Annotated in this window: 20 protein-coding genes and 9 pseudogenes; 14 read left to right on the top strand and 15 right to left on the bottom strand. The window is 63.9% G+C overall.

What is annotated here, in order from left to right; all coding sequences use genetic code 11:
- Positions 1-8 precede the first annotated feature (8 nt).
- Positions 9-989, bottom strand: a complete 981-nt coding sequence (gene moaA / locus DL544_RS11965; RefSeq protein WP_139727205.1) for a GTP 3',8-cyclase MoaA — start codon at positions 987-989, stop codon at positions 9-11.
- A 193-nt stretch (positions 990-1182) separates the two neighbouring features.
- On the opposite strand from moaA, the gene DL544_RS11970 reads away from it, so the two are divergent.
- Positions 1183-1587 (top strand): ribonucleotide reductase subunit alpha, encoded by a 405-nt coding sequence (locus DL544_RS11970; protein WP_139728120.1) that lies wholly within the window; start codon positions 1183-1185, stop codon positions 1585-1587.
- On the opposite strand, the gene DL544_RS11975 is transcribed toward DL544_RS11970, so the two are convergent.
- On the bottom strand, positions 1581-1910 hold the full coding sequence (locus DL544_RS11975; RefSeq protein ID WP_005416862.1) for a hypothetical protein: 330 nt from the start codon (positions 1908-1910) through the stop codon (positions 1581-1583). The two genes, DL544_RS11970 and DL544_RS11975, sit on opposite strands and share 7 nt — an antisense overlap.
- 573 nt (positions 1911-2483) lie before the next feature.
- Between DL544_RS11975 and DL544_RS11980 the strand changes: the two genes are divergently transcribed.
- Positions 2484-2858: a hypothetical protein gene (locus tag DL544_RS11980; protein ID WP_065185692.1), complete on the top strand. Its 375-nt coding sequence runs from the start codon at positions 2484-2486 to the stop codon at positions 2856-2858.
- Between the two features lie 19 nt (positions 2859-2877).
- Here DL544_RS11980 and DL544_RS11985 read toward each other — a convergent pair whose 3' ends face one another.
- The 11 genes and pseudogenes from DL544_RS11985 to DL544_RS12030 all read right to left on the bottom strand — a co-directional run bounded on the left by DL544_RS11985 (position 2878) and on the right by DL544_RS12030 (position 9835).
- Positions 2878-3357, bottom strand: a complete 480-nt coding sequence (locus tag DL544_RS11985) for a hypothetical protein (protein ID WP_235646153.1) — start codon at positions 3355-3357, stop codon at positions 2878-2880.
- A gap of 150 nt (positions 3358-3507) precedes the next feature.
- A complete protein-coding gene (locus tag DL544_RS11990) occupies positions 3508-3897 on the bottom strand; it encodes a hypothetical protein (protein WP_065185693.1) in 390 nt (129 codons plus the stop codon).
- A gap of 487 nt (positions 3898-4384) precedes the next feature.
- Positions 4385-4798 (bottom strand): hypothetical protein, encoded by a 414-nt coding sequence (locus DL544_RS11995; RefSeq protein WP_176556923.1) that lies wholly within the window; start codon positions 4796-4798, stop codon positions 4385-4387.
- Between the two features lie 200 nt (positions 4799-4998).
- Positions 4999-5439 carry a YbbD-related protein gene (locus DL544_RS12000; protein ID WP_139727209.1) on the bottom strand — a complete coding sequence of 147 codons (441 nt, stop codon included), beginning with the start codon at positions 5437-5439 and terminating at the stop codon, positions 4999-5001.
- 175 nt (positions 5440-5614) lie between these two features.
- Positions 5615-6085 (bottom strand): annotated as a pseudogene (locus DL544_RS12005) (RHS repeat-associated core domain-containing protein); the annotation flags it as partial.
- A 38-nt stretch (positions 6086-6123) separates the two neighbouring features.
- Positions 6124-6408, bottom strand: coding sequence for a hypothetical protein (locus tag DL544_RS21290; RefSeq protein WP_164229610.1), 285 nt, complete (start codon positions 6406-6408; stop codon positions 6124-6126).
- Between the two features lie 307 nt (positions 6409-6715).
- Positions 6716-7199, bottom strand: a pseudogene (locus DL544_RS12010) (RHS repeat-associated core domain-containing protein); the annotation flags it as partial.
- Between the two features lie 14 nt (positions 7200-7213).
- A complete protein-coding gene (locus DL544_RS12015; protein WP_139727211.1) occupies positions 7214-7786 on the bottom strand; it encodes a hypothetical protein in 573 nt (190 codons plus the stop codon).
- A 1-nt stretch (position 7787) separates the two neighbouring features.
- On the bottom strand, positions 7788-8213 hold the full coding sequence (locus tag DL544_RS12020) for a hypothetical protein (RefSeq protein WP_065185773.1): 426 nt from the start codon (positions 8211-8213) through the stop codon (positions 7788-7790).
- A 452-nt stretch (positions 8214-8665) separates the two neighbouring features.
- Positions 8666-9405: pseudogene (locus tag DL544_RS12025) on the bottom strand (RHS repeat-associated core domain-containing protein); the annotation flags it as partial.
- 46 nt (positions 9406-9451) lie between these two features.
- A complete protein-coding gene (locus DL544_RS12030; protein WP_139727213.1) occupies positions 9452-9835 on the bottom strand; it encodes a hypothetical protein in 384 nt (127 codons plus the stop codon).
- Between the two features lie 147 nt (positions 9836-9982).
- Here DL544_RS12030 and DL544_RS12035 point away from each other — a divergent pair.
- Positions 9983-10803: pseudogene (locus tag DL544_RS12035) on the top strand (alpha/beta fold hydrolase).
- Between the two features lie 35 nt (positions 10804-10838).
- Here DL544_RS12035 and DL544_RS12040 read toward each other — a convergent pair.
- Positions 10839-11657, bottom strand: a complete 819-nt coding sequence (locus DL544_RS12040) for an AraC family transcriptional regulator (protein ID WP_479692448.1) — start codon at positions 11655-11657, stop codon at positions 10839-10841.
- 45 nt (positions 11658-11702) lie between these two features.
- Here DL544_RS12040 and DL544_RS12045 point away from each other — a divergent pair, with 45 nt between their 5' ends.
- The 10 genes and pseudogenes from DL544_RS12045 (at position 11703) to DL544_RS12090 (ending at position 21329) form a co-directional block, all read left to right on the top strand.
- Positions 11703-13673 carry an FUSC family protein gene (locus DL544_RS12045; protein ID WP_255312945.1) on the top strand — a complete coding sequence of 657 codons (1971 nt, stop codon included), beginning with the start codon at positions 11703-11705 and terminating at the stop codon, positions 13671-13673.
- 4 nt (positions 13674-13677) lie between these two features.
- Positions 13678-13887, top strand: coding sequence for a DUF1656 domain-containing protein (locus DL544_RS12050; protein ID WP_065179218.1), 210 nt, complete (start codon positions 13678-13680; stop codon positions 13885-13887).
- 1 nt (position 13888) lies between these two features.
- On the top strand, positions 13889-14773 hold the full coding sequence (locus DL544_RS12055; RefSeq protein WP_065185699.1) for an HlyD family secretion protein: 885 nt from the start codon (positions 13889-13891) through the stop codon (positions 14771-14773).
- Positions 14770-16203: pseudogene (locus DL544_RS12060) on the top strand (efflux transporter outer membrane subunit). Before DL544_RS12055 ends, DL544_RS12060 begins: the two are co-directional and overlap by 4 nt.
- 134 nt (positions 16204-16337) lie before the next feature.
- Positions 16338-16685: an RcnB family protein gene (locus DL544_RS12065; RefSeq protein WP_021204235.1), complete on the top strand. Its 348-nt coding sequence runs from the start codon at positions 16338-16340 to the stop codon at positions 16683-16685.
- A gap of 71 nt (positions 16686-16756) precedes the next feature.
- Positions 16757-16978, top strand: a pseudogene (locus DL544_RS12070) (nuclear transport factor 2 family protein); the annotation flags it as partial.
- A gap of 117 nt (positions 16979-17095) precedes the next feature.
- Positions 17096-17770, top strand: a complete 675-nt coding sequence (locus DL544_RS12075) for a response regulator transcription factor (RefSeq protein WP_139727216.1) — start codon at positions 17096-17098, stop codon at positions 17768-17770.
- Positions 17767-18998 (top strand): annotated as a pseudogene (locus DL544_RS12080) (HAMP domain-containing sensor histidine kinase). The gene DL544_RS12075 and the pseudogene DL544_RS12080 overlap by 4 nt, the downstream one beginning before the upstream one ends.
- Before the next feature lie 59 nt (positions 18999-19057).
- A complete protein-coding gene (locus tag DL544_RS12085) occupies positions 19058-19444 on the top strand; it encodes a diacylglycerol kinase (protein ID WP_139727218.1) in 387 nt (128 codons plus the stop codon).
- A gap of 73 nt (positions 19445-19517) precedes the next feature.
- On the top strand, positions 19518-21329 hold the full coding sequence (locus DL544_RS12090) for a phosphoethanolamine transferase (RefSeq protein ID WP_065185704.1): 1812 nt from the start codon (positions 19518-19520) through the stop codon (positions 21327-21329).
- Here DL544_RS12090 and DL544_RS12095 read toward each other — a convergent pair.
- Positions 21233-22155: pseudogene (locus DL544_RS12095) on the bottom strand (M14 family metallopeptidase). The gene DL544_RS12090 and the pseudogene DL544_RS12095 overlap by 97 nt on opposite strands.
- Before the next feature lie 144 nt (positions 22156-22299).
- Between DL544_RS12095 and DL544_RS12100 the strand changes: the two are divergent.
- Positions 22300-22952, top strand: a pseudogene (locus tag DL544_RS12100) (DUF3348 family protein).
- The last annotated feature ends 1 nt before the right edge of the window (position 22953 follow it).

Here is a 22953-nt window from a genome sequence, read left to right on the forward strand (position 1 = left end):
CGTGTTGCTCATCCTCCGATGGAGGCCAGGTGCGGGGTCAGCCCGGTCTGGCCCTGGTGCAGTCCATGCCCGGCCGCTTTCAGGCCAAGCTGGGTGGTGATGCGTGCCAGCAGCGCGTCGCGGTCCTCGTCGCGCTGCAGCAGCGGGCGCAGCGGAACGCCGAACTCGCCAAACAGGCACAGCCGCAGGTCGCCCCTGGCGGTCACCCGCAGGCGGTTGCAGCCCTTGCAGAAGTCACGCGAATACGGCGCGATGATGCCGATGCTGCCGCGATGGTCGGGGTGGCCTAACTCGCGCGCCGGGCCGGCATCGGCCGCGCGCGGGCGCTCGTGCCAGCCCGCGGCCAGCAGCTGCTCGATCACCACGTCGGCGCGCAGGTGGTGGCGCTGGAAATAAGCTTCGTTGTCGCCGGTGCGCATCAGCTCGATGAAGCGCACGCTGAAGGGGCGGTCGCGCAGGTAGTCCATCCACTGCGGCAGCTCGTCGTCGTTCAGGCCGCGCAGCAGCACCGCGTTGAGCTTGATCGCCGGCAGGCCCAACGCCTGCGCCAGGGCCAGGCCCTGCTGGATCTCCGGCAGGCGGTCATGGCCGGTGATGGTCTTGAAGCGTTCGCGCTGCAGGCTGTCCATGCTCACGTTCAGCGCAGTCAGGCCTGCCCGGTGCCAGCCCGGCAGGCGCCGCGGCAGCAGCGTGCCGTTGGTAGTGATGGCCACCTTGCGGATGCCCGGCACCGCCGCCACGGTGGCGATGATCTCGTCCAGGTCCTTGCGCAGGCTGGGCTCACCGCCGGTCAGGCGGATCTTGCTCATCCCCAGCGCGGCAAAGGCCCGCACCAGGCGGCCGATCTCCTCCACCTGCAGGAAGCGCGGGCGGCCATCGGCTTGGTAACCGTCGGGCAGGCAGTAGCTGCAACGGAAGTTGCAGGCTTCGGTCAGCGACAGGCGCAGGTACGGAAAGCTGCGTCCGAAACCGTCGGTGAGTTGGCTCATGGCTGGTCCACCTTGTTGCTCCACCGTCTTGCCTGTGCCCGGAACGGCCCGGATACCCTCGCCTGCTGGAACGATTGCCAGAGTACGCGGCCTTCAGTTCCATCGGCATGACTTAAATCAATCGCGTTCGGCCCGCGCGGCAGGCGTTGTGGCAGCATGCGGCTTTCCGTGCAGCGGGCGTGTGACAACCCTCATGATGATGAACGATTTCCAGCAACTGCTGCACGCCGCCGGCGAGCAGGCTGAACCGCAACGCCTGCTGTTCGTATTCGTGCGCGCCGAGCTGCCCGAATCGCCCACCAGCGACCAGCGCGACCGTCATGACCGCCGCGAGGGCGGCACCCTGTCGCCGGTGCTGTGCGTGGACAAGCTGCCGGCCGAGGTGCCCAGCTTCCAGGCGCTGGCGGCCGAATCGACCACCACCGGCATCGGCTGGGACCTGGTGTTCGTAGCGGCGCTGGATGGCCGTGGCGGTTTCGCGCCGAACAGCGACGAAGCCGCGCGCCCGTTGCGGCTGATGGTCAACGCCATCCATGACGGTCAGATCGGCCGCTTCGCCGCCTTCGACCGTGGCGGCGAGCCCGTTCAGTTCTATTGAGCCACCAGCTGCAGGGTCAGGAAGAAGATCACCAGCACGGTGTTCAGCCCCCAGGCCACGGTCAGCCCGCGCGCCGCCACGCCCAGGTTGGGGTTGTGCGCGGTGGGCGCCGCCCGCCAGACCGCCGGGATGATCCAGCCGGTATAGAGCAGCAGCACGGCAAATACCCCCAGCAGCAGCGTGGTGCGCTGGTTGGCCAGCGCCCAGAGGGCCACCGCCCACAGAATGTTGCTGGGAATGACGCCCTGCAGCCAGAACACACTCCACAGGCGGGAACGGCCTTGGGTGTCGGGGGTGGGGTGCAGCGAAGCGGTGGCGGTCATAAGTCTCCTTCTGTTTAGGAAACGTGCTGAGCAAGCCTGCGCTTGGTGGCTGGGAACGTCAACCCGAGTCGCACGTCACGCTTTGGCACCTGTAGACGCGGGCCGTGCTCGACACAGGTCGCTCCCCGCAGAGCCTGTCGTCATCGCCCCTCCCCCCTTGTTCCCTAACGCCCCCCAACCTCGACATCTGTCGCAGATTGCACGGTGCGGGCGGACCGCCGCGCCAGCCAGCGCTGGCAGTGCTTAACAGCATGGGAGAATGCCGAAAGCGTCTCCAATCGAGTGATGTTTACAACTCTTCTGATTGGCATTGCACAGCGCCAGGGGCTCAGATGGCGTGCCACCGGAAAAGGGTGGCCGGGCTTCGAACACCCGAGTTGATGTTGATGTATGCGCTTGCCAGCCGGCGCCACCTCAGCGTGGCGCCGGCTGGCAATCCGTCTGCCGGCTATGGCGGGCGGTGCGTGGGGGCCTTCGGGCCCGCCGGACTGACATCAACCCGGTGTTCGAACCACGTACCGTCCGCCACTTTTATGAGTGGCGGCTGCCGATTGCCCTGCACGGAGCCTTGCCATGAACGAATCGGACTTCCCGCCTCTGCACGCCTACCGCAGCGCCGCCACTGACGACGGTTCGCCACCGGCTTCGCCTGCGATTGACCGGAACACCTTCATTGCCAACCTCCACCGCATCGGCTCCGGTGCGGCGGCCGACGGGCAGCCCTGGCCGGAGCGTCACCAGCTGCCCGGCCGCTGCCTCGCCCTGGCCGACGCCGATTGCGCATTGACCGGGTTGCGGGTGGTGCTGGAAATGCTGCTGGCGGCCGAACGCACCCGGCAGAACGGCGAACCCGGGCAGTACGTGGGCGACCGGGTGATGGAGGGGTTGGTCATGGCCTGCCAGTCGTTGTGCGCCCAGGCGGTGGGGCGGTTGCAGCCCGAAGGGTGAATGTCATGTGCAACGGACTTCAACGAGAACCGCCTTCCACCCGACATGCCAGCGGCGTAGCGCCCTTCGCCGAGCGAATCGCGAGTACATTCCAGCGCTCGGCCAAGGTGCGTTCGACGCGAACAGAAAATGACCGTGCCTCGGCGGGCATCTTCCCTTCAGAGAAGCCGATAGCTATCTCGAAGCGATCCAATCCGAGGTTCCCCGCCTCCAGTCCTGAGCCATCTTCCCGCTTCACTCCGACGTAGACGACAGGGCGCTTCACGTCCACCTTTGCCCTGGCAAGCTGGCGATCCAATTCAGCGCTGCCATCGAAGTACTGCATTCCTTCGTCCTTGGCGATAGAGCTGAGGGTCTGCTTGAACCGATTCACGCCCTCTTGGTCATGCACGCAGAACTGGATCATCTTGAAGGGCCGCTTTCCTACAGCCCATGCACCGCCAGAGAATCCAAGTCCGAATCCAATCAGAAGTAGTGCTGTCAGGATCCTCACCATCATCAAGACCCCAGTTTGCAGAGTGTGGCGGACAACGTCGCCGCAGGGCCAAAAATCATGACCCCAAGCACATCTCCGCTCGTTCTTCACAGACCGCTTCCCCTGGATGAGGGAGACCTTGTCGGGGTGAGGAATCTGGGCACGGAATATCCTTCAGGACACTGCACCCGCCATCGGCAGATGCTCGATCCGCCATGTCCTGGCGTAGATGAGAATTACGCTTCCGGTCGAGGTAGTCTCGATACGGAAACACTTCAGGCCGGACAACGGATAGCCGACCGCCTTCCAACGATCAAGAAGATGAGCAAGCCCCGGCTCGTCGTCCTCGACCCTGGCGAACTCTATTCCCTCCTCCCCCAGTACGCCGAAGTTCATGAGCGCCGAGCACCCGTAGGCTTCCGAGAAGCAGACGGTTGCCTGCCGGCCGTCCGGCCAGCGCACGTGGACCTTTACCTCGTCGCATACGCCAGGTTTGCTCCTATCAATGTTGATGGCCAGCAACGTGGCGTCACACCATTCGAGGGAGTTGAAATCTTGGTTCATCTACTGGAATCCACCAGATGCATACCACGGTGGTGCGACCTCGTCCGCCCCTTCCTCTCTCTCACCACTCCTGAAGCTCCCCAAGGTTGAGATCCCGAGCATAGGAGCGCCGACTACTGATCAGCACCGGCTTGGATGCGAACCTCCGGCCGTCCGTGCATTCAACGGCGAATTGGTAGCTCTGGGGTTCCGGACCTGCAACGACCATCATGGGGACCGAGAATGTGCTTCCAACCGGTTTCGACGAAACTACACCTTCGCCCTCCCCGAGCATGCTCAGCTCACAATCCAGAGCGCGAACGTCACCCTGACCTGGCGGCACGCTTCCCGAGACGCGCACGATCATATCGCCACCCAATGTTGCACAGCCGGCCAGAACCAGACCGGCCATGACAGCTGCGGCACACCTCACCTTTGGCATCCTCGGATCCTCAGTACGCACTGCGACGTCTCACGCATACAACCATTCAGGTACGCATCAACCTCATCAATAGATACCCGCCATGATACGAAGGTAGTCGTCGAGCGAATCCACCCGCCGATTGACTGCAATACCCCGTTCTTTCGCGAGCGATTGAAGCTCGAATATTAAAACTCCATATCCCGAGTCCCAGCCATCAGCTTCACCAGGCGACAGTTCCTTCGAAAATCGATCTCCAGGACGGAGCTTCCCGGAGGGCAAACGAAGCTCGTCTGCAACATGCTCCAGCAGCTCCACTACGGTTTCCTGATCCAGGCCACTGTCCGCATAGTATTGGTCATAGAAGCCAGTTGGCGACAGCGCCTCTCTTTCTCTCATTTTTTCTTTCATTTCTATTCGCCTCCATCCACCGCCTGCGCTGCAGCCGCAATAGAGCATGGAGCCGACATCCCAGATCCCCTCCCATACAGTCGTCATCACGGCCACGCGCCCCAGGACCTGCCGGAACCTGCGATGCTCTGACAGCGCCTTCCCATTCGCGAACATGGCCAGTGGCGAGGTCGATGTGACCCATGCCCGACCTCGACGCTCGGCCGGAAAGTAGCGAATCAGGCACCGGGAAAGGACATCGCAAAGTGCCAGCCGCGCATTTCGCTTCCCAGGCGAGACCGCCCAGCCACTTATAGCGCTATTCCGCTGTAAACAAGGCCCAGCTCTTCATCGCGCATGACCCAGCGACCAACATCACCCTCCGGGCACAGATAGAACTTCCCGGAGTAGCTTGATGCTCGTGACCACGCGCTGCGGGCAAACTGAGGAAATCTCCGCATGACTCGCGCGCCGGACAGCTCCGGCCTGCTCACCAGCCTACATTCTTCGGGCAAAGTAAGAACCCCGCTGGTCAGGTGGAAAACCAGCCACGATTCATTTGTGTCAATGTCGTGCGACTCGCGTATATTGACTGCATCTTCTGGCAACCATGAAGGCAACCATTTGGATTCACCGATTGCTTGCCTTGAGACGGCTTGATTGCGGTCTGCATACTCGGTGCTGGCAACTTCCATGCAACCAGAAAGTGCGATTGACAGCGTCACGATTGGGAGCAGCTTGGGGGCGTACATCTGAGGCATCCGAGTCATCAGCAAGGGAAGTTTCCACCGGGTCGATAGCTCCCGCACATCTGCGAGCAACTCCGCGTACGGCTCATTTGTCCAGATGATCGTCCGAGGCGGTTTGCCAGCTGATCCGCAGCGGAGTCAGCGGTGGAGTCGCCCTTGATGTTTTGATCGAACCACTATAGTTGTAGAACCACCCGCTCGCATCCGTGGCCTGCTGGCCCGGGAAGCGCAACGCCAGCTCGAACACCACACCATCGCCATCCGGATCGGCACTCGGAAGCTGGTTGCCGAATACCTCGCTCTTGTTGCTCCACTCCCAGATCGCCACATCGCGCACCGGATCGATCACCACGTGCGGTGTGCCCAGATGATCCGGCTGCACGTAGGCCAGCTCCGGCACGCCGGTAGCCGGCACATTGATCAGCGCCACCGGGTAGTTGTCCAGCCAGATGGCCAGCTGCTCCGCCTGGCCGGTGGCCGAGTAGTTGCCCAGCCACTGCCCTGCTTCGTCGTACAGGGTGATCTGCGCTACGCCACTACCCGAGGTAGGCAGCACGCGCACGCCGCGATGGTTGTAACCGTAGCTCTCAATTGTGGCGTCACCCAACTTCACCGAGCTCATGCGGTTGGCATCGTTGCAGGTGAAAGAGAAGCCCCGCGTGGCGGGGCTTCGGATATGCAGCTCACTTAAATTCCTCCTGCACCAAGAAACAGGAGCATCAGCAGAGTAAATAATTGCAGCCCCGCAACGATGATGGCTAACCATTTCGGAATCCTGCTCGCGAACAAAAACATGATCACGTTAAGCCCTACAAACATAGCCGGTATTACAACGTAAAATGTCGCATCTCCAAGATACGGATATGGGAAGCCTCTCACAGCGCCCGGGTAGCCAGGAGCATCTCGTCCTGCGACAGCAATGAATCCCAAAATAGATTTTACGAACCATACGAGCAGAAACAGAGCGAACACCAATCGGCGCCTTGAGCCCTTCTTTAGCACATTATTCATGGCCCCAAAGACCTCGCAGCGCGGGAACCGAGATACTCAAAAATCATCGGCCCCATAAGCTTATTCATGATCGGATTCGGCCCGATAACAGCTCCAACGATATGCGCACCCACCACACCGCTCCTCTGTTGAATTGAAATAGTGACCGATCCGCCAATTGGTGACCTGGCAAAGCCACATTCTTGATGGTTCTCTCGCAAGGATCAACGGTCTGATTGATCGGATTTCCTTTTATCAGACTTGGCAGCACAAGGTAGCGGCTTCCGTCTTGCTGGCCCGGGAAGCGCAATGCCAGTTCGAACGCCACACCATCACCATCCGGATCGGCACTCGGAAGCTGGTTGCCGAACACCTCGCTCTTGTTGCTCCACTCCCAGATCGCGACATCACGCGCTGGATCGATCACGACACGCGGCGTGCCCAGATGATCCGGCTGCACGTAGGCCAGCTCCGGCACGCCGGTAACCGGCACATTGATCAGCGCCACCGGGTAGTTGTCCAGCCAGATGGCCTGCTGTTGCGCCTGGCCCGTGGCCGAGTAGTTGCCCAGCCACTGCCCTGCTTCGTCATACAGCGTGATCTGGGCAGTTCCACCGGCAGGGGTACGCAGCACGCACTCGCCGCGATGGTTGTAGGCGTTGCTTTCCTGCACGGCATTACCCTGCTTCACCGCGTTCATGCGGTTGGTATCGCTGCAGGTAAACGATCTGCTGTCAGAGCGTGGTATTCCCTGCTGCATTAGGGCTGCGTGCAGCGCGACGATTCGCTACCGTCCGCTGCCCCTGGAGCTGCCACCCACTAATCGATCCGTCTGAACAGACCACGCCTCCAAAAGATGCTGCGCGCCGGATTCACCACCATTCTTCAGTACAGAAAGAATCGCATCTAATCTACTTTTAATAGCATTGGACATTGGCAACTTCAAAAGCGTCTTCAGCGTCGCGTCCGCCGCCACGAAATCGCCAAGCCGGATGGCGGATATGTATTTTACCCATTCCGAATAGTCGCTTGTGAAGTCAAGACTGTCGACATAGAGCAACAAGTCTGCCGCCGTTCTCACTGTCTCAAGCTTTTTGGCATGCGCCTCATGCATTCCACAGAAAAAACCTTTATCCACTTCCGCGCTTGCAATCCTCTGACCTAGAGACATGTGCAGGTAGGGCAAATCATCATATGTCGGAATTACGAAGGTCCATACATAGGTAGAGGATGGCGCAGGATCCAACGTGAAACCTGAGATAACATCGCGCGTATGTAACGCAATCAAAAAATTGCCAACGACTCGCAGACCGCTCCTCTTGGCCTCGCGCTTCATTCTCCAAAGCGCAATGGACTTCATGCTAGGGCGCCGACTGTTCAGAAGAACCAGAGGCGGCGCCTGGCTGGCGATCGTACAAAGCGATAAATGCCTCCCAGCCGAATTCCTTCTCAATGGCTTGCCGCACCAATCCCGAAGTCGCGAACCAAGAGGTATTGGTATGCATGTCAAGACCTTCAGGGCCGAACTCGTCCAAGAGGTAGAGCATCTTTCTTCTAGACATCTTCGCCCTCTCGTCCCGAAGAATTGCGCGACGATGTTTTTTCATAAGCAGTCTGAATTGCTTGGCCGTTGTAACACCTAGCCGCGCAAGCTCATCCAGCAGTTCTTCGGGCTCGAAATCACCATAGTCGTGCCGGCGATGGAACAGACTCCCCACTATTTTTCTTAGAGCCCTTGCGGTCAAGGGCGCCAAGTCAATCTTCGCTCGCGAATGCAATGACTTCACTATCAACTCCACGTCCTGTCATCTACAGGCATGCTGCGAACCATCACGGAATCCAGGCCGCATTGTGCCTGGAACCATGAAGATCGACGGATCACTGCCTATCACTGCAAATTCAACGACGGCCCCTCAGTTGAACACATCGCTACATTGGGTCCGGCGAAGTCAACATTGCCACAGACCTCAGGGAACAGAGTACAGAGCGTCTTGCAGGAGGCAAGGTCGCCATTCTCACAGGCTACCTGAAGGGCAACCCGGAGGACCAGACCCGGCCCGATTGCCTTTGGGGGAAGCAGGTAGTGCGGTCTCTTTTTGTACTTCGGCTTGCCTGAATGGCCATCCAGCTGCCAACCCCATCCTGGCCGCTTGGGATCATCCTTCCAATGCTTATCCGGGTTGCCTGTGCCATCTGGCGAGCGAGTCAAATTGCGCTCACCTTTGCGTCGCGACATTTCCCCTAGAGGATCAACATAGGACAGAGGATTGCTTTCAGCGTAAGAGAATGTGGAGATGCCGCCATCCAGCCCGATGGGATCACTCTGAGAGTAGCGCCCCACGGATGGGTCGTACTCGCGCTGATAGTTGTAGAACAAGCTACTCGCACTCGTTGCCTGCTGACCCGGGAAGCGCAGTGCCAGTTCGAACGCCACACCATCCCCGTCCGGGTCTGCACTCGGAATCTGGTTGCCGAATACCTCGCTCTTGTTGCTCCACCCCCAGATTGCAACATTCCGCACCGGATCGATCACCACGCGCGGCGTACCCAGATGATCTGGTTGGACGTAGGCCAACGCCGGCACGCCGGTAGCCGGCACATTGATCAGCGCCACCGGGAAGTTATCCAGCCAGATGGCCTGCTGCTGCGCCTGGCCCGTGGCCGAGTAGTTGCCCAGCCACTGTCCTGCCTCGTCGTACAGCGTGATCTGCGCCGCGCCACCGGCCGGGGTGCGCAGCACGCGTTCACCGCGATGGTTGTAACCGTAGCTTTCCAGCACGGCATCACCCTGCCTCACCGCGTTCATGCGGTTCGCATCGTTGTAGATGAACGTCTTGCTGCCGATGCTGGTGGTATTCCCCGCTGCGTCATGGTTGCGTACCTCGCCATCCACCGCAGCCAGGCGATGGCTGGTTGGGGATAGGTGTAGCTGGCGGTGCCTGCCGAAGTGGTCAGCGGGGTGCGATTACCGGTGGAGTCAAGATTCTCAAGCCCCCCCCTTCGAAGAGGGGGCTGAGAAGGCACGCTACTCTTGTGATCCACCAGCCAAATGCTGCTTTCTCCTCAAGGCAACGAGAAAGAAGGCTGTCGCAGCTAGCAACGCGCCACACGCATCCCATATTCGGTCAAGCCACAGCATCAAAGTGAAAATGGCCAGCCACATTACAGATAGTGCAAGAAACCATCCGCGCGTCAGCTTCATAGGGCTCAATACACAGTTTGAATTCCAACCATAGCGCAGACGATACCCAATGCAACCCAATAGATTGCCGGCATCCCTTCCTCCAACTGCTGCAACGCCGGCGACAAAGGGCAAAAGCAGCGTCAGATCCGACGCACCAGATGCCGGCAAGGTCAGCCGCGTTGATAGGGGGCGGAAGAACCCGCAGCGCAGGCGCAGCGACCTCATGCACCATGACTTCCTGCACAGGGAGCAGGTGTTATACCTCACTACATTACCAGCACGACCCGTCGCGAGGTCGCCAGGCTGTGGCACTCCGCTGCAGACCTGACCCGTCGGAAGGGATGGCACGCGTCACGGCCCAGGGGAATGGCAATGAAGAGCAGCCGAGTGACGTTGTGGGTGCTGGCCGCGTTGATGGCCACTGCAAGCACCGCCCACGCAGGGGAAATCCAGGTGGATCGAGGCGCTTACGCACTGCAGGCCGAAGAAACGGGGTCAGGCCCGATCACCGTGGTCTTTGAATCCGGTTTCGGCCAGGGCGCGGGCGCCTGGAAAGAGGTGGTCGCGGGTCTGGGGCACGACTATCACAGCATCACCTACGCCCGTGCGGGACTCGGCAAGTCCGGCAGCGACGGTCACCCCAAGCGCATCGATGCGCATCTGGCCGACCTCACGGCCGTGATCGATACGCTCGCTCCCGGTCGCCGCGTGGTGCTGGTGGGTCACTCCTATGGCGGCCTGCTGGCCACGGAGTTTGCACGCCGCCATCCGGAGCGGCTGCAGGGCCTGGTGCTGGTGGACCCGGCCACGATGGGGCAGCGCCATGCGTTCAAGCAGGCCGACAGTGCACGCGTGCAGGCAGACGATGCCCAGCTGCAGGCAATGCTGCCGCCGGCCATGGCCGCCGACTATGCCGTGCTGACCGAACAGCTGGATGCACCCGGTGCGGAAACCCGCGCACGATGCCGGACGTGCCGGTAGCGCTGCTGACTGCAACCCAGCTGGCTGCCGAACCGCTGTTCTTCGAAGAGACCGCAGCGGGCAAGGCGCTCTGGAAAGCACAGCACGCCCTGCTCTTCTCGGGATTCACGCGCGGCTCGCATCGCTACCTGGCGACCGGGCACACCCTCCAGCGCGAGGATCCTGCTGCGGTGGTGGCCGCGATTCAATCTGTCTCAGGCACTTTAAAGTAGCTGTTCCAGGCAGGGGCTTCCCCCGCTGTTCCCTGCTACTGCCCACGCAGGCGCACCGCAAAGTACCGCGCCGGGGAAAGGCCAAGCGCCTTCTTGAACATCGTGATGAAGGCCGTCACCGACTCATAGCCCAGCGTCTCGGAAACGCGTTGTACGGGTGCACCGGCGGCGAGTTCCCGAATGGCGATGAGCAGGTGCAGTTGCTGCCGCCAGCGCCCGAAAGACAGTCCCGTTTCCCGTTCGATGAGGCGGGTCAACGTGCGCTCGCCCAGGGCCAGGCGCACGGCCCACTGGCCGATGGTGCTGCGGTCTGTCGGATCCGCAGACAGCGCCGCAGCCAGCGCACGCACCTTCGGGTGATGGCTGACCGGCAGCGACAGATGCTCAGCCGGCATCTGTACCAGCTCGTCCAGCAACACCCGCGCCAGCCGGTCGGTGTGGCTGCCATGCGGATAGTCCAGCGGCGCGTCGGCCAGGTGCAGGATCATCTCGCGCAGCATCGGCGAGATGGCCAGCGTCACGCACTGCGCCGGCAGGTCGACGATGCCGGGCTCGACGAACAGGTAGCACAGGCGCGCGTTTGCGGTGGCGCGGTTGCTGTGCGGCATGCCGCCCGGAATCCAGACGCCACACTGGGGCGGCACGATCCACAGCGCATTGGCCACTTCGCAGGTCACCGCCCCATGCAGCGCAAGAATGAGCTGGCCCTTTCGATGCTCATGCACCGGAATTTCCGCGTCGTGCTCGGCCACCTGCAGGCGGCTGGCAACCGCCGGGCGATCGGTCTCGTCCGGGTCCAGGTCAAAGCCGGGAGCGAAATGCGAGCCATTCTCACATTGACCGGTTTTAGCGATTGATTGTCATTGTAGCGAAATTCGCCAGTGCGGCCGATCACTAGCATGAGCCGCATGCACTCCCCCTCCCCGTTCCGCCCCCACGTGTTCCAGGCAATTGCCCGATTGAAAAGCCCTGCCCTCAGGACCGACCAGGAGGCGGTGCTCTTCTCGCTCAAATGCCTGCTCGCCGCGTCGCTGGGGCTGTATGTCTCTCTAAGGATCGGCCTGAATCGCCCGTTCTGGGTGATCGGCACGGTCTATCTGGTATCGCAGCCTCTGTCCGGGGCGACACTCAGCCGCGGCCTGTTCCGCCTGCTCGGTACCGTGGGCGGGGCCGTCGCCACCGTCGTGCTGGTGCCGCGTTTCGCCAATGCACCCCTGGTGCTGAGCGCCGCGCTCGCCACCTGGATGTCGCTTTGCCTGTATCTGGCGATGCTCGACCGCACGCCACGTGCCTATGCGTTTCTGCTGGCCGGCTATACCACCAGCCTGATCGGGTTTCCTGCGGTGATGGTGCCGGGAGAGGTGTTCACCATCGCCATCACGCGGGTGCAGGAAATCGCCATCGGCATCCTGGCCGCAACGCTGGTCCATGGGCTGGTGCTGCCGCGCCGGGTCTCGATGCGCGTGCACGCACGGGTCGCTGCCGTGCTGGATGACGCGGAACGATGGACACGGGACATGCGCGCCGGCGCATCGGACACGGTGCTGGCGACGGACCGCTCGAAAGTGGCGGCCGACCTGCTCGAGCTGCATGTGCTGTCGATCCACCTGCCCTTCGACAGCGCCCACGGCGTGGCCCAGGTGCAGATCCTGCGTGCCCTGCATGACCGGATGCTGGACGTGCTGATGCTGTCCAGCGCGGTGGAAGATTCCATCGACCGGCTGCGTTCACCACAGGCCGGCGCGATGGATGCAACGGGCTGGCGCGATCTGCTACAGGCCGGCCTCGCCGCGCAACAGACGGAGCTCGACCTCGCCCACGCCGACTGCCGCGTGCTGCAGGCGCAACTGCACACCGCCAGGCCCCACTGGCGTCGGCATGTACCTGCCCGCCTTGCGCGACATGTGCAGGGTGCGGTACTTCACCAGGATCATCGGCTTGCCCTGCGCAGCGCGCTGGGCGCGTTCGTCGGCATCCTGCTGAGCTGCATTCTGTGGATCGCTACCGGCTGGTCGGACGGCGCCACGGCGGTGTCCATCATCGACGCGGCGTGCGTGCTGTTCGGCACGATCGAAGCGCCAGCGCCGCATGTCATGCGCTACCTGGTCGGCTCCGCCATCGGTGTCGCCGTCGGTCTTGTGTACGCCCTGGTGATCATTCCTTCGCTGTCGGGTATCGCCGGCCTGGTCGCCGCGCTCGCGCCGGTGCTGCTGCTGTGCGGATCGTTCCTGGCCCGGCCGCCCTTCATCATGGCCGCGCTGGGCGTGGTGCTGACCTTCCCGCTCATCGCCGGCCTGGGTGCGACCAATGCGATCAACATCGTCGGCGCACTCAACAACAGCGTTGCGTTGTTCATCGGTACGACGGTGGCACTGTGCAGCATGCAGCTGTTCCAGACCGCCGATGCGGGCCGCAACCGCGCACGGCTGGAGCGTTCGATCCGTCGGGATATCGCACGACACGCCGCCGGACAAGGTGATGTGACACGCGCCTGGCTCAGCCGCATGCTGGATCGAATCGGGCTGCTCGCTCCCAGGCTGCAGGGCCGTTCCAGCGCCGCGCACGACCTGCGGGCATTGTTTGCGGATGTTCGTGCGGCACGTGCATCCAGCCAACTCCGCGCACTGGACAAGTGCCGGGACAACCCACACGTTCGGGCACTTCATGCGGCGCTGATCGAACGCGTCGCCGCACATTTCAGGATCCGCTCGCACGCGCCACGCAGTGTCGATGCCCATCTTCTGGAACTGCTCGACCGCATGCGCGAGGCCGCGACGGCCAGCAGCGGGGCTGATCGGGATCACCTGTTGCATCTGCTCTGCGGGCTACGTCGCGACCTGCTGGTACCCGCGCTCACCCTTCGGCACTGACCTCATGTTTTCTGATCTCTCCATTGATGGCGTGCTGATCCCCGGCCTGCTCGCCGTGGCCGTCGCCGCGCTGGCGCTGTCGGTACTGACCTCGCGCCTGCTCGCCAGTCTCCGCCTGTACCGCTTGTTCGCCGCGCGACCATTGGTGGGCCTGTCCCTGTTCGTGATCCTGGTGGAGCTGATGATCCGGCTTTCGCCCCTGCTCGAGAAATGAAATGAAACACCTGCTTGCCGTCATCGGGCGCTGGAGCGCTACGCTGCTTGTATTCGCGATTGCTGTCGTTGCCGCACTGTCCATCTGGAAGCGTTACGAAACACGCCCGTGGACGCGCGATGGACGGGTACGCGCCGATGTGGTGCGCGTTGCGTCAGACATGGGCGGGCTGGTCACCCAGGTGCTGGTGCACGACAACCAGCGGGTCAGCGCCGGACAGCTGCTGCTGGTGCTGGACCAGCCGCGCTTCGCTGCCGCACTTGAGAAGGCCGACGCAGCGGCCAGCAGCGCACGCGCCACGCTGGCACTGGCCCGCCGCGAATCGACGCGGGACAACGCACTGGGCAACCTGGTCGCTTCGGAAACCCGCGAACGCAATGCCGCCAAGGTCGATACCGAGCTGGCCGCCCTGGCGCAGGCGCGGGCCGAACAGCGCGTTGCCCGGCTCAATGTGCAACGCACCGAGGTGCGTGCGACCACCGATGGCATCGTCACCAACCTGGACCTGCACGCGGGCGACTACCTGCAGCCGGGGGCACAGGCGCTGGCGCTGATCGACACCCGCAGCCTGCGCATCGAGGGCTATTTCGAGGAAACCAAGCTGGCCTGCATCACCGAGGGCGATGCCGCCGTGGCCCGGCTGATGGGCGACGACCACGACGTGCGCGGGCACGTGGATACCATCGCCGCCGGCATTGCCGACGATCAGCGCTCAAGCACCCACAACCTGCTGCCGGCGGTGGCGCCGACCTACACCTGGGTGAGGCTGGCACAGCGGATCCCGGTACGCATCCGCATTGATGATGCGCGGCCGGATACCCGCCTGATCGTCGGTCGCACTGCGAGTGTGACCATCACGCCCTCGGCACAGGGAACCTGCAAGTGAGCCTGCGAACACTACGCGGTGGGCTGCTTGCCCTGCTGCTGCCGATGACGGCCTGCGTCTCCGGCCCCGACTATCACCTGCCTGCGAATGCCGTCGCTGCCTCCACACGCGCGGCGCAGGCGTTCGTCTCGGGCAAAGAGGCATCGTTCAGCCACGACCCACCACCGGATCGGTGGTGGGAACTGTATGGCGACCCCAGCTTGACGCCTACGTACGCGATGCACTGGCGGCCAATACCGACCTGCGCGCCGCCGATGCCAACCTTCGGCGCGCCAGCGCTGCCGTGCTGGAGTATCGCGCGCGGTGCCGTGCAGGCCGACGTGGATGCATCGGGCACGCTCGTCCATGCCGGTGGCTACACCCAGGCGTCGGCCGCGCCGCAGTCGTACGCGCTGGGCCTCCACCTCTCCTATCCACTGGATCTTGCAGGTGGCATCCGCCGCGGCATCGAAGCCGCCAACGCGGACGCGGAGGCGGTTGCTGCGGCACGCGACCAGGTCCGCGTGGTCGTCGCTGCGGCCGTCACCCGTGCCTATCTCCAGGTGTGCACAAGCAATCACACGCTCGCTGCAACCCGGCAGGTGCTGGCGATACAGCGCGCCACGCTGGAGGCAACCCGACGCCTGGCTGCGGGCGGACGCGGAACGGACTTCGATGTCAGCCGTGCCGGTGCAGCCGTCAATCGCAGCGCGGCGGCGGTACCGCACCTGCTGGCGGAACGGCAGGCCTCACTGTTCGAACTGGCCGCACTGATGGGCAAAGTCCCGGCAGACTATCCCAGGGAGGCCGAAGGGTGCCCACAGCCCCCTGAGCTGCAGCAGGCATTGCCGGTCGGTGACGGCTGGCAGCTGCTCCAGCGGCGCCCTGACGTACGCGCAGCCGAACGCAGCCTGGCCGCCGCGACTGCAATGATCGGTGTCGAGACGGCGGGTCTCTATCCGCAGATCACCTTGGGCGCCTCTTCGGGCGTGGCTGGCACACCGGCGCATCTGCTTTCCGCCGACAGTTTCGGGGCGAGCGTCGGGCCGCTGCTGTCATGGCACTGGCCCAACCGCCGCGTGGCCAAGGCCCGCATCGCAGCGGCCGGTGCCAATGCAGATACGGCTCTTGCTTCCTTTGACGGCGCGGTGCTGCAGGCACTTCGCCAGACCGAGACTGCGCTTTCTGCCTGCACGCAGGCGCTTGAACGCGAGCGCAGCCTGGCACAGGCGCATGGGGACGCAGCGCGGGCCGCGGGACAGGCGCAGCAGCTCTACCGTTTCGGCAGGATCGATTTTCTCGACCTGCTTTCGGCCCAGGCCGCGCTGGCAGATGCGGAGTCCGCATTGGCCGTCTCGCGCGCGGAGCGCATTGACCGGCAGATGGATCTTTTCCTGTCGTTGGGTGGAGGCTGGGCTGCAACAGATTCAGCCCCGGGCGGGGTCCAGTGACCCGTTGACTGGCAGCGGCTGCAGGCCGCGCCGTCTGTTCAGAAAAGTGCCGCCCAAACCCGTATTCATTCACACTGACTGCCCTATATTCCCGCCACAGCGGCGCATGCTGCGGCCATGACGGAGGCACTTCCATGAAGACCACACGTTTGCTTGCCATCGCTTTGACCACCGCCACCGCGTTGGCTGCGGCCCCCGCCTTCGCTGACCCGCCGCATCACGCCCGCGGCAACGGCCCGCCGCCGCATGCTGGCGGCCCGCACAACCGTGATGCGCCGCCGCCCGGCTGGCAGAAGAAGGCCTGGCGTCGTGGCGACCGCCTGCCCTGGGCCGAAGTGGACCGCCGCTACTGGGTGGACGATTACGCGCGTTATGACCTGCGCAATCCGGGTCGCGGCCAGCGTTGGGTGCGCCAGTCCGACACCGAGTACCTGTTGGTGGAGATCGCGACCGGCTTGATCATCGACGCGCTGCATCGTTGAATGCGGAGCGCGCCGGGGCCCTGTAGCCGTGGCCCGGCGGCGCTTCCACCCTACGAAGGCCGTCATGAACGATGCGAACCACCGGAATCCAGAACGCGCTTCTCGCTGCGTGCCTCGCCGCAGGCCTGCCGGCACACGCAAGCCAGCGCCCATCATCGGCTGATGTGAATGCCATCGAACAGGTGGTCGAATCGTTCCGCACCTCGTTGATCAACAAGGACAAGCCGACCTACATGAGCCTGTTCTTTTCGGACAAACCGGAAGATATCGGCTGGCAGTTCGTTTCCGAAGATGCCGGCCCATTAAACGTCGCTTGACGCGGCCGAACCCAGGCCGCGATCCATTCAGCATGCGCATTGGCAATCAGTCAGGGATCGGGCACAGTTCGGCCACGCGCAAGGACGCACGCCATGACCCGCCTGCTGATCATCGAAGACAACCCCGAGCTCGTAGCCAACCTGTACGCTTTCTTTGAGCCTATCGGCTACGTGCTGGACGACGCCCGCGACGGTGCCAGCGGCCTGCGTCGGGCCACGCAGAACGACTACGATGCCATCCTGCTGGACCTGATGCTGCCACGCCTGGACGGGATGGCGCTGTGCCGGAAGCTGCGCCAGGAGTTCCAGAATCCGGTGCCGATCCTGATGCTGACGGCGCGCGATCCGGTCGAAGACCGCGTGCAGGGCCTGGCGCTGGGCGCGGATGACTATCTGGTCAAGCCCTTCTCGCTGAAGGAGCTGGATGCGCGGATCAAGGCCCTGGTGCGACGCGCCCAGGGCCGCCAGGTCGACAGCGTACTGGCGTGGAAGGACCTGCAGGTCGATACGCGGTCGCCGCAGGCCTGGCGGCAGGGACGCTGCATCGCGCTGACGCCTACGTCGCACAAACTGCTGATGTGCCTGGTACGCGCGGCCCCGGCCGTGGTGCGCAAGCAGGAGATGGAATACCTGGTCTGGGGCGACGAGCCACCGGACAGCGGCGCGCTGCGTACCCACATCCATGAACTGCGCCTGCAGGTGGACCGCAGCTTCGACACCACGTTGATCGCCACGGTGCACAGCGTCGGCTGGCGCATGCCGGCGTGACCCCTGCCGCTCTCTACCGCCGCCTGGCCCTGCGTACCCGCATCACGATTTCGTTCGTGCTGCTGATGGCCGGCGCGATGGGCTTCATCGTCCTGGCCGAACAGGTGGACTACGACCAGGTCAGGGCCGCGGTCATCGCCCGGACCCAGGACAGTGCCGTGCACAAGCTGCAGGCGGCACTGGCCCGTGGCGAGCGCCCCGCCCTGCCCCGGGCAGCCACCTGTACGACAGCCATAGCGTGCCGATGGTGCTGCGCCAGTACGGCCTGGGCTACCACGGCGAAGCGGGACCCGACGAGTGGCACCTGCGTGTGTTCGACAGTGGCGGCCAGCGCTACTACCTGCTGCAGGACGCTGCACCCTATGGCTACCTGGAACACCTGATCAATGCCTTTGCCGCGGTGGTCATTTCGATCTGCGTGCTCGGCGCCTTCCTGATCGGTCGCAGGGTGGCATCGCACGTCATCGCGCCCATCACGCAGTTGGCCGATGCCGTGCAGAGCGGGCGGAAGCCCTTTCCCTGTCAGGACGCCCGCGACGAGATCGGTGTACTCGCCCGTGCCTTCGCCCGGCACAGTGATGAGCTCGAACGGTTCCTGCATCGCGAGCAATGCTTCAGCGGCGATGCCAGCCATGAGCTGCGCACGCCCTTGGCCATCATCGGCGGCGCTGCGGAAACCCTTGCCTGCCAGCTTCCGTCCGACAGCCACCTGGTCCCCAGCGCGGAGCGTATCCTGCGCACTACCCAGGAGATGCAGCGCCAGCTGTCCTGCCTGCTGCTGCTCTCACGTACCCCCGGCTCCGTGCCGCGCAACAAGGTGGCCCTGCGCCCATTGATCGAATCCTGCATGGAGCGCTGCCAACTGTGGATTTCCGGCAAGCCGGTGATCGTTGCGTTTGATGCCCGGCATGACGCCGTGCTGGACACCAACGCAGATCTGGCACACAGCGTGATCTGGAACCTGCTGCGCAACGCCTGCCAGTACACCGAAAGGGGCGAAGTGAGGATCACCCTCCACGACACCGCACTCACCTTCGCCGACACCGGACCCGGCCTGCCCTCCAGTATCGACCCACAGCAGTTCCAGCGCTTCGTGCCCGGCAGCCCGCACAGTGGCGAGGGACTGGGGCTGTCCATCGTGCAGCGCATCGTCGAGCACCTGGGTTGGAGGATGACGGTGCACTCCTCGCAGCAGGGATGCCGGTTCAGCCTGGAATGGCCCGCCTGACGGTTTCCTGACACGTGCGTGCACATGCTGGGGATTGCTCACTTCACGGCGGAAACGGCATGCAGCACCCCAAGGACAGCGGCAAGTACCCGCATGGCAAGACCGGCCTGGGCCGCATCTTCCACACCCTGATCCATTCGCGAGACGGATTCATCGCTACCTTTCGTGGCGAGGCTGCTTTTCGCCAGCTGCTGCTCCTGCACGCGCTGTTGATCACTGCAGCGTTCGTACTGGACATCAGCGCGGTCGAGCGCGCATTGGTGCTGGCGGTCTGCTTCATCAGCCTGGTGGTGGAACTGCTCAACTCGGCAATCGAGGCCGTGGTTGATCGCATCTCGCTGGAGCAGCACCCGCTGTCGAAGAACGCCAAGGACATGGGCAGCGCCGCACAGACCACCGCGTTGTTGATGGTCGGCGCGGTGTGGGGCGTGATCCTGCTGGGCTAGGCCGGCAATCCTGACAACTTCCTGATAAGGCCGTTTCGATACTGCGCGCACTCCTGTTCCGCGGACCCTGCTCGTGCGTCAATGCCTCCGTTTTCCACGGCCCCATCCGATCATCCTGGTCTGGGCCGCAGCGTTTTTCTTCACCACGATTGGAAACATCGCCCTCTGGAAGTCGCTGTGGGAACTGACCGATCTCAACGGTGTGCGCAGCATCCTGTTCCTGGCCAGCCTGCCGCTGGTGTTGTTCTGCCTGTTCAATCTGCTGCTGACGCCATTGCTGGCACTACCCTTCGTGCGCAAGCCGCTGCTGGCCGTACTCATCGTCACCAGCGCCGCCTGCAGCTATTTCATGCTGCACTACAACGTGCTGATCGATCGCAGCATGGTGCAGAACGTGTTCGAGACCAATCAGGCCGAACTGAACGCCTATCTCTCGCTGCCGCTGCTGTTGACCCTGCTGGCGCTGGGCGCGATGCCCGCTGCAGCGCTTGCCCTGGTGCGCACCGCCAGCGGAGCGGGTTCGATACGGTCGCTGCTGGTGTGGCCGGCCAACGTTCTGGCGTCACTGGTGATGCTGCTGGTGATCGGCTTTGCGTTCTACAAGGACTACTCCTCGCTGCTGCGCAATAACCGCTACATCCGCGACCAGGTACTGCCGTTGAACGTGATGCGCCATACCCACGGTTACCTGAAAAGCCTCCATAGCACCCGCCAGCAACCGCTGCGCCCGATCGGCATGGACGCGCGGCGCATACCCGGCCCGCGCCCGAAGCTGGTGGTCATGGTCGTCGGCGAGACCGCGCGGTCACAGAACTTCCAGCTCAACGGCTACCCACGCGCAACCAATCCCCGGCTCTCACGCACGGAAGGCGTCATCAGCTTCAGTGATGTCTCCTCGTGCGGAACCGCAACGGCCATCTCGGTGCCGTGCATGTTCTCGCAGATGACCCGCCAGCAATACGACAACGTTCGCGCGGCGACCGAGGAGAACGTGCTCGACATCCTGCAGCGTACCGGCGTCAGCGTGCTCTGGCGCAACAACAACAATGGCGGCTGCAAGGGCGTGTGCGAGCGCGTGCCGACCGAGGACATGCCTGCGCTGAAGGTGGCGGGCCAGTGCGTCAACACCGACGGCACCTGCTACGACGACGTGCTGCTGCACCAGCTTGGCACACGCATCGACGCGATCAACGGCGACGGCCTGGTCGTGCTGCATCAGCTGGGCAGCCACGGCCCGACCTACTTCGAGCGCTATCCGGCTGCCTCGCGGGCCTTCAGCCCGACCTGCGACAGCAACCAGATCCAGCATTGCAGCAACGAGGCGCTGGTCAACACCTATGACAACACCCTGGTGCATACCGACCGGGTGCTGGCGGAGACCATCGACCTGCTGCAAGGCTATTCGGACCGGCGCGACGTTGCGCTGATCTATGTGTCCGACCACGGCGAGTCGCTCGGCGAACGCGGCATGTACCTGCATGGCACGCCCTACTTCATCGCCCCGCGCGAACAGACCCAGGTGCCGATGGTGATGTGGTTCTCATCGGACTTCGGCCGCAACGCGGGCCTCGACATGGCCTGCCTGCGTGGGAATGCGCTGCAACGGGCGCACAGCCACGACAACATCTTCCACTCGCTGCTGGGCCTGTTCGGGGTCAGCAGCACGGTGTACCAGCGTAATCTGGATGTGTTTGCCGGATGCCGCCCGTCGGGTTCGCCGGCTGTGGCCGCCGCGCCGGCGAAGAAGCGGCACCGGCTGATGCCGGTCACCGCCCGCAACGTGGCGCGCTACTGCGCCGCCAGGGCGAAATCCAGGCCCGCACACACCGCCGCCACCTGGGCGTCGTTGCATTCCTGCGGGTTGGTGCGCGGGCTGTCCGGGTAGACCTCGGTGGTGGTCGCAAAGCGTGCGTCGGTGAAGCCGGCGCAGGCGCCGATCGAACGCGACTCGCCCCAGACCACGCCCGGCGACTGCAGCGGCAGGCCGACCAGGTTGCCGTCGGCATCGGCCGGGGCGATGTGGGTGATGGGCGCCACTGCGGCAATCAGGGCCTTCTGGAACTCGGCCTGCGGATCTTCGCTGTTGCCGATCACATAGAAGCCATCGGGAATCGTGTCGCGCTCGAACAGCTTGCCGTCGCGCGCGCAGCGCGCCGGATCGAACTCGTTCAGGTCGCTGTCGGTGGTCTCGTGCAGGTCCAGGTGCACCAGCAGGTTCGCCTTGCGCTCGCCCACCCAGGCCATCAGTGCGGCGGCTTCCTTGATCTGGCCGCCGTCACGGAAGCTACGGTTCGGATCGATCGCATCCGGGTTCCAGCGCTGGATGCGCTCGTAGCCCCACGGGCTGACGCATGGCGCGACGATCAGGTTCAGCCGGCCCAGGTAACGCTCGGCCTGCTGTTCCAGGAACTGCAGGGCGCCGTGCACGCCGCTGGTTTCGTAGCCATGCACGCCGCCGGTGATCAGCGCGGTCGGCAGCGCCGGGTTCCAGTCGTGGTTGACCACGGCGAACAGCGGGTAATGGTCCGGTGCATAGTCCAGCTGGCCGTACTGGATCACGTCGAAAACGCTGTCGTCCAGGCGCTCAAGGGCGGCCACCACGTCATCGTGGTAGCTGCGCTGGCGCTGCTGGCGGGCCCGCCACTGTGCGCGTTCCGCGTCGCCCCAGGGCTGTCCGGGGTGCCGATCGGGTAGAACTGCGCAACAGTCATGGGGTACTCCAGGGGTCGAACGGGGGATGCAGCCGGACATTCTAAGCCTTGTCGCGCCTGTGGGTACCGCCACCCAGGCCCCGCCTTCATCCAGCCGGGGTCATCTGGTTGTAAAATCAACGGTTTTTGGCCCCTCACCCCTTGATGGCGAACGCAGCGCAGCCGGTCCTGGGTGGACCGGAGTTCCTCCGCCTGCTCGCCCGTCTCAGCGACGGCGCGATGCCGGCCAGCAGTCCCGCCCTGACCGATCGCCTCGGCCAGTGGGTGGACTGGAGCCGTGCCGTGGCCCTGTCCGGCGCGTTGGGCGGACGCCTGCCCGAGCCCGGCGAAGCTGCCGAGGGGCCGAGGATGTACTGGCCGACTGCGCCCAGGCCCATGCCAGCCTGCTGGCCTCGATCCGCGAGGACGCCGAGGCCGAGCGCCTGCTGGACCTGGCCGAGGCCGCTGCCGCACCCAACTTCGCTTCGCTGCGTCAGCGCTACCGGGTGCTGCAGCAGGCCATCCAGACCGCCACCGGGCGCCTGCGCGGCCGCCTGCGCGACCAGCTGGTACAGGTCTCGCCGGAGCTGGCGCGACTGGCCGAGGTTGATGCGGTGATGGAACAGACACTCACCCCGCGCGAGCACAGCCTGCTGGCCACCGCGCCGGCGGTGCTCGGCGCCCGTTTTGAACGCGTGCATGGCCAGCCCGGCTGGCGCGCGGCCTTCCGCCATGACATGCGCACGCTGCTGCTCGCCGAGCTGCAGCTGCGCTTCCACCCGATCGAAGGGCTGCAAGACGCCCTGCGCTCCCACTGAC

This window comes from Stenotrophomonas sp. pho (assembly GCF_006228405.1).
GTDB classification, from domain to species: domain Bacteria; phylum Pseudomonadota; class Gammaproteobacteria; order Xanthomonadales; family Xanthomonadaceae; genus Stenotrophomonas; species Stenotrophomonas sepilia.